This window comes from Thermanaerothrix sp., from assembly GCA_026417795.1.
Lineage (GTDB): Bacteria > Synergistota > Synergistia > Synergistales > Synergistaceae > Thermanaerovibrio.
This window is the reverse complement of sequence record JAOACP010000059.1, coordinates 1-4,741: the sequence shown is the minus strand read 5'-3', so window position 1 is coordinate 4,741 and position 4,741 is coordinate 1. Positions and strand designations below refer to the sequence as shown.

Annotated in this window: 8 protein-coding genes, 1 tRNA gene and 1 other annotated feature; all 9 genes read left to right on the top strand. The window is 59.6% G+C overall.

The features are described from left to right. The first annotated feature begins 9 nt into the window (after nt 1–9). On the top strand, nt 10–159 hold the full coding sequence (gene rpmG, locus N2315_08775) for a 50S ribosomal protein L33 (GenBank protein MCX7829269.1): 150 nt from the start codon (nt 10–12) through the stop codon (nt 157–159). A 21-nt stretch (nt 160–180) separates the two neighbouring features. Beyond that, nucleotides 181–258, top strand: a tRNA-Trp gene (locus tag N2315_08770). 29 nt (nt 259–287) lie between these two features. Beyond that, nucleotides 288–470 carry a preprotein translocase subunit SecE gene (gene secE, locus N2315_08765; GenBank protein ID MCX7829268.1) on the top strand — a complete coding sequence of 61 codons (183 nt, stop codon included), beginning with the start codon at nt 288–290 and terminating at the stop codon, nt 468–470. Between the two features lie 49 nt (nt 471–519). After that, complete coding sequence (nusG, locus tag N2315_08760; protein MCX7829267.1) at nt 520–1,065, top strand: transcription termination/antitermination protein NusG; 546 nt, start codon at nt 520–522, stop codon at nt 1,063–1,065. A gap of 81 nt (nt 1,066–1,146) precedes the next feature. Further along, entirely contained in the window at nt 1,147–1,572 is a 426-nt protein-coding gene (rplK, locus tag N2315_08755; protein MCX7829266.1) for a 50S ribosomal protein L11, read from the top strand. A gap of 78 nt (nt 1,573–1,650) precedes the next feature. Further along, the gene (rplA, locus tag N2315_08750) at nt 1,651–2,355 is read left to right on the top strand and encodes a 50S ribosomal protein L1 (protein MCX7829265.1); all 705 of its coding nucleotides are present in this window, start codon (nt 1,651–1,653) and stop codon (nt 2,353–2,355) included. A 68-nt stretch (nt 2,356–2,423) separates the two neighbouring features. Then, nucleotides 2,424–2,583: a sequence feature (ribosomal protein L10 leader region), on the top strand. A 50-nt stretch (nt 2,584–2,633) separates the two neighbouring features. After that, on the top strand, nt 2,634–3,164 hold the full coding sequence (rplJ, locus tag N2315_08745) for a 50S ribosomal protein L10 (GenBank protein ID MCX7829264.1): 531 nt from the start codon (nt 2,634–2,636) through the stop codon (nt 3,162–3,164). A gap of 110 nt (nt 3,165–3,274) precedes the next feature. Next, nucleotides 3,275–3,658 (top strand): 50S ribosomal protein L7/L12, encoded by a 384-nt coding sequence (rplL, locus tag N2315_08740; protein ID MCX7829263.1) that lies wholly within the window; start codon nt 3,275–3,277, stop codon nt 3,656–3,658. A gap of 137 nt (nt 3,659–3,795) precedes the next feature. Beyond that, nucleotides 3,796–4,650 (top strand): amidohydrolase family protein, encoded by an 855-nt coding sequence (locus tag N2315_08735; protein ID MCX7829262.1) that lies wholly within the window; start codon nt 3,796–3,798, stop codon nt 4,648–4,650. The last annotated feature ends 91 nt before the right edge of the window (nt 4,651–4,741 follow it).

Genomic DNA, 4,741 nt, shown 5'->3' with positions numbered 1-4,741 from the left:
GAGCTAAAGATGGCGGACATCATTGGGCTTCAGTGCACCGAGTGCAAGCGTCGCAACTACGTGACCACGGTCAACAAGCGTAAGATGCAGAAGAAGCTGGAGAAGAAGAAGTACTGCAAGTGGTGTGACAAGCACACCTTGCACAAGGAGACGAAGTAGTGTAAAATACACCGTGCGTGCAGGTCCGTAGCTCGAACTGGCTAGAGCACCGCACTCCAAATGCGGGGGTTGAAGGTTCGAATCCTTCCGGGCCTGCCACTTTTTTGCTTGATCAGGGGGGCGAAGGTGTGGACAGGGTCATGGGTTTCTTGAGGGAGGCCAGGGGGGAGCTTAAGAAGGTTTCTTGGCCCACCAGGCAGCAGGTCTGGTACTCCACCTTGGTTGTTCTTTTTGTTACCTTCGCTGTTTCCGCGTACCTTGGGTTGGTGGATGCGGTTCTGACCGCCCTTTTGCGCGGAGTGGTCCGTTAGCCTTCATAAAATCACAGGAGGAGGGGGCGGGCAAGCCCCCTTTTGGCTGATGAAAGACGATAAGAGACGCTGGTACATAGTTCAGACCTACTCTGGTTACGAGAATAAGGTGAAGGCCAACCTGGAGCAGCGGATAGCCACCATGGGGATGGAGGACAGGATTTTCAACGTGCTGATCCCCGTGGAGGAGAAGGTCTTCATAAAGGAGGGAAAGACCAAGCACGTTAAGCGCAAGGTCTTCCCCAGTTACGTTTTGGTTGAGATGATAATGGATGACCAGTCCTGGTACGTGGTTCGCCACACGCCTGGGGTCACCGGCTTCGTGGGTTCCGGCAACCATCCTATCCCTCTTACGGAGCGGGAAGTGTCCGAGATCATGGGTAAGATAGGCCTTGCGGGGGTTCACAAGGGCAAGGTGGAGATGGACATAGTGCCCGGGGACACCGTGAGGGTGAAGTCCGGTCCCTTTGAGGGGCAGGTGGGTCCCGTGGTGGAGGTGGTTCCCGAGAAGGGGAAGGTGAAGTTCTCCGTCACGGTTTTCGGTCGGGAGACCATAGCGGAGGCGGACTACGGGGATCTGGAGAAGGTTCTTTAGTGGGAATAAAACGGGCGGGCTCTATTTTGATCCCGCCCTTCAGGGCTATAGGGCCCTTATTCTAAGGAGGTAGTGAGGTAAATGGCAAAGAAGGTAGTAGGCGAGATCAAGCTGCAGCTGCCGGCAGGCAAGGCCACGCCGGCGCCCCCCGTAGGACCCGCCCTGGGTCAGAGGGGTGTCAACATAATGGAGTTCGTGAAGCAGTTCAACGCGAAGACCGCGGATCAGGTGGGGCTCATAATCCCGGTGGTCATCACGGTTTACGCGGACCGGAGCTTCAGCTTCATTTTGAAGACCCCTCCCGCCAGCGTTCTGATCAAGAAGGCGGCGAACCTGGAGAAGGGTTCTGCGGCGCCCAACAAGACCAAGGTGGCCAAGATAACCAAGAGCCAGGTGAGGGAGATCGCCCAGCTCAAGATGGTGGACCTCAACGCCAACGACGTGGAGGCCGCCATGCGGATGATCGAGGGCACCGCCAGGTCCATGGGCGTGGAAGTGGTCAACTAGTTTTCGGGTTTTCTGGTTTTTAGGGATAAAAGTTTGTGGCAGGGCTTTGGGCCCGCTATGACCACGGGAGGTATTGAAATGGCTAAGAAGAGCAAGAGGTATTTGGCTATCGCGGAGAAGGTGGAGGACAGGCTTTACGGGCTGTCCGAGGCGGTCAAGCTGGTGAAGGAGACCGCCACCGCCAAGTTCGATGAGAGCGTGGAGCTTCATGTCCGGCTGGGCGTAGATCCCCGCCATGCGGACCAGCAGGTGCGGAGCACCGTGGTCCTTCCTCACGGCACCGGTAAGACCAAGAGGGTGTTGGTCATCGCCGGCGGCGAGAAGGTTAAGGAGGCAGAGGAGGCTGGCGCGGACTTCGTCGGCGGCGAGGACATGGTGCAGAAGATAGAGGGTGGTTGGCTGGACTTCGACGCGGTCATAGCCACCCCGGACGTGATGAGGGCCGTGGGCCGTCTAGGCAAGGTGTTGGGCCCCCGGGGGCTCATGCCCAGCGCCAAGACCAACACCGTCACCTTCGACGTGGCGGATGCGGTTCGGGACATCAAGGCCGGTAGGGTTGAGTTCCGGGTTGACAAGACCGGGATAACCCACAACGCCATAGGCAAGGCCTCCTTCGACGAACAGAAGCTGGTGGAGAACGCCGCCACCCTTCTTAGGGCCATAATCAAGGCCCGTCCCGCCGCCGCCAAGGGGCAGTACATCAAGAGCGTCACCATGACCACCACCATGGGCGTGGGCATCCATCTGGACCCGGTGGAGGTGCAGAAGGAGGTCGCCGAGTAGCCCGAAGGGCCCTTCGGCGTTTCTTCGAAGCTTTTTCCTCCCGGGGTTGTGCAGAACCCCGGGAGGATGATATACTGAACTTTGGGCTTGTGACAGCGGGGGCGCTCTGCGCTTAATGTTGAAAACCCCGCCGAGGTCCGGGGAAGCGATGGCAAGAGCCTTCGTTATGCGTTTGTGTTTTCGTGCGCTCCCGGTCCTTGTGGGCCGGGGGCGTTTCTCTTTGCGCCCCGGGCGTTTCGGCCCAAGCCGTTTAGTCCAGGGCGGAAGGGGGTGAAGTAATGCCGACTAAGGCGAAGGAGCAGAACATCGAGCAGTTGGTTGAGATGCTGGGCCGCAGTGAGGCGGTTTTCATCTGCGAGTACCGGGGTCTTACGGTCAAGAAGATGACCGACGTGCGTTCCCGCATCCGCAAGGCGGGCGGGGAGATGAAGGTGGCCAAGAACACCCTCATGAGGATAGCCCTTGAGAGGGCTGGGCTTCCCACGGTGGACCCCTATGAGCAGGGGCCCAACGCCTACGTGTTCGCCTACGGCGACGTGGCGGCGGTGGCCAAGGAGCTTCGGGACTACTCCAAGGAGAAGGGCAACGAGGCCTTGGTGATCAAGGGCGGAGTCATGGGCAAGGACCTGCTCAGCAAGGATCAGGTCATGGCTCTGGCGGATCTCCCCTCCAGGGAGGTTCTCATCGCCCAGGTGGTGGGCACCATGGCGGCTCCGATCCGCGGACTGGTCACGGTGCTGTCCGGTCCCGCCAGGGGGCTCGTCACGTGCCTTTCCCAGATCAAGGACAAGAAGGAGAACGCCGCGTAGGTTTCCCTTTGCGTGGTCCTTGGACTGCTTGACCGGTTGCCGGTAAGCGTTATGTGCTTAGCCGTTTCTGTGTGGCATAAAAACTTAAAAAAACTGAGGAGGAGTATAAAATGACCCGCGAGGACATAATCAAGGCTATTGAGGAGATGTCGGTCCTCGAGCTGTCCCAGCTCGTGAAGGATCTGGAGGAGAAGTTCGGCGTGTCCGCCGCCGCCCCTGCCATGGCCATGCCCATGATGGCCATGCCCGGCGCCGGCGCCGCTGCCGCCGCTGAGGAGGAGAAGACCGAGTTCGACGTGGTCCTCGCCGACGCCGGCTCCAACAAGATCAACGTCATCAAGGTGGTCCGGGAGCTCACCGGCCTGGGCCTTAAGGAGGCCAAGGACCTGGTGGACGGCGCCCCCAAGACCGTGAAGGAAGGGGTCGCCAAGGAGGAGGCCGAGGAGATGAAGAAGAAGCTCGAGGAGGCCGGCGCGAAGGTGGAGCTGAAGTAAGCCCTCCGCAGCCTTCCGGTTCGTTTCTCTTGCCTTTTAGGGCGGGGTCCTTCGGGGTCCCGCCCTTTCTTGTATTCGGTTTTATGTTACAATCTCCAAAAGGCAAGTGAATCTAAGTACGAACGGGGGTTTTCCGCTTGATCCTGGACTTTCACGTTCACATATATCCCCCGGAGGTGGTACGGGATTCCCGCCGCATAGCGGAAAGGGAGGACTACTTCGCCCTTCTTTCCTCCTCCAAGGTGCATCGCTGGGCTTCCTTTGAGGAGCTTGTGGAGGCCATGGACCGGGACGGGGTCGACCGGGCGGTGGCGTTCGGCTTCGCCTTCAAGGATCTTGGGCTCTGCAGGCTTTGCAACGATTATGTGTTGGAGGCCGCCAGGGCTTATCCGGACAGGATAGTCCCCATGGCGGTGGTGCCTCCCTTTGCCAAGGGGGCCCTTGAGGAGGTTGAGCGGGCCCGTTCCCTTGGGGCAGTGGGGGTTGGGGAGCTCTTCCCGGAGGGCCAGGGCTTCGACATCGACGACGTGCGCCAGACCTGGCGCCTTGCGGGGCTTTGCCACGAGCTCGGCATGTTCCTCATGTTCCACTGCGCCGAGCCGGTGGGGCACCGGTACCCGGGCAAGGGGACCGTGGGGGTGAAGGAGGCGGCGGCCTTCTGCGAGAACCACCCGGAGGTCAAGGTGGTCTTCGCCCACTTTGGAGGGGGGCTCTTCCTCTACGAGTCCATGGAAGAGATGAGGCTGATCCTGTCCAACGCCTACTACGACACCGCCGCCATGCCTTTTTTGTACGGCCATTCCATGCTCAAGGCGGCGATGGCCGTGGCGCCCCGTAAGATGCTCTTCGGCACCGACTTCCCCATACTTGGCATCCGCCGCTACGCTTCGCTCCTTGACCGGGCGTGTCTTGGGGCGGAAGCCGCCCAAGCCTTGCTTGGCCTCAACGGGGAGGCTTTTTTAAGCTCCATCAAGGAGGGATTGAGGCTCTAGAGCTGACCTGTGTTCCCCATGTTGCCTCTCTTAAGAATCTAAACGAACGAGACGGGTTGCCTCATGTAAAAATCTAAACGAAGGCAGGGAT

Excerpts from the sequence above, each read along its gene's own strand:
- rplJ (MCX7829264.1), top strand. The coding sequence starts at position 2,634 with ATGCCGACTAAGGCGAAGGAGCAGAACATCGAGCAGTTGGTTGAGATG.
- rplA (MCX7829265.1), top strand. The coding sequence starts at position 1,651 with ATGGCTAAGAAGAGCAAGAGGTATTTGGCTATCGCGGAGAAGGTGGAG.
- rplL (MCX7829263.1), top strand. The coding sequence starts at position 3,275 with ATGACCCGCGAGGACATAATCAAGGCTATTGAGGAGATGTCGGTCCTC.
- nusG (MCX7829267.1), top strand. The coding sequence starts at position 520 with ATGAAAGACGATAAGAGACGCTGGTACATAGTTCAGACCTACTCTGGT.
- rplK (MCX7829266.1), top strand. The coding sequence starts at position 1,147 with ATGGCAAAGAAGGTAGTAGGCGAGATCAAGCTGCAGCTGCCGGCAGGC.
- rpmG (MCX7829269.1), top strand. The coding sequence starts at position 10 with ATGGCGGACATCATTGGGCTTCAGTGCACCGAGTGCAAGCGTCGCAAC.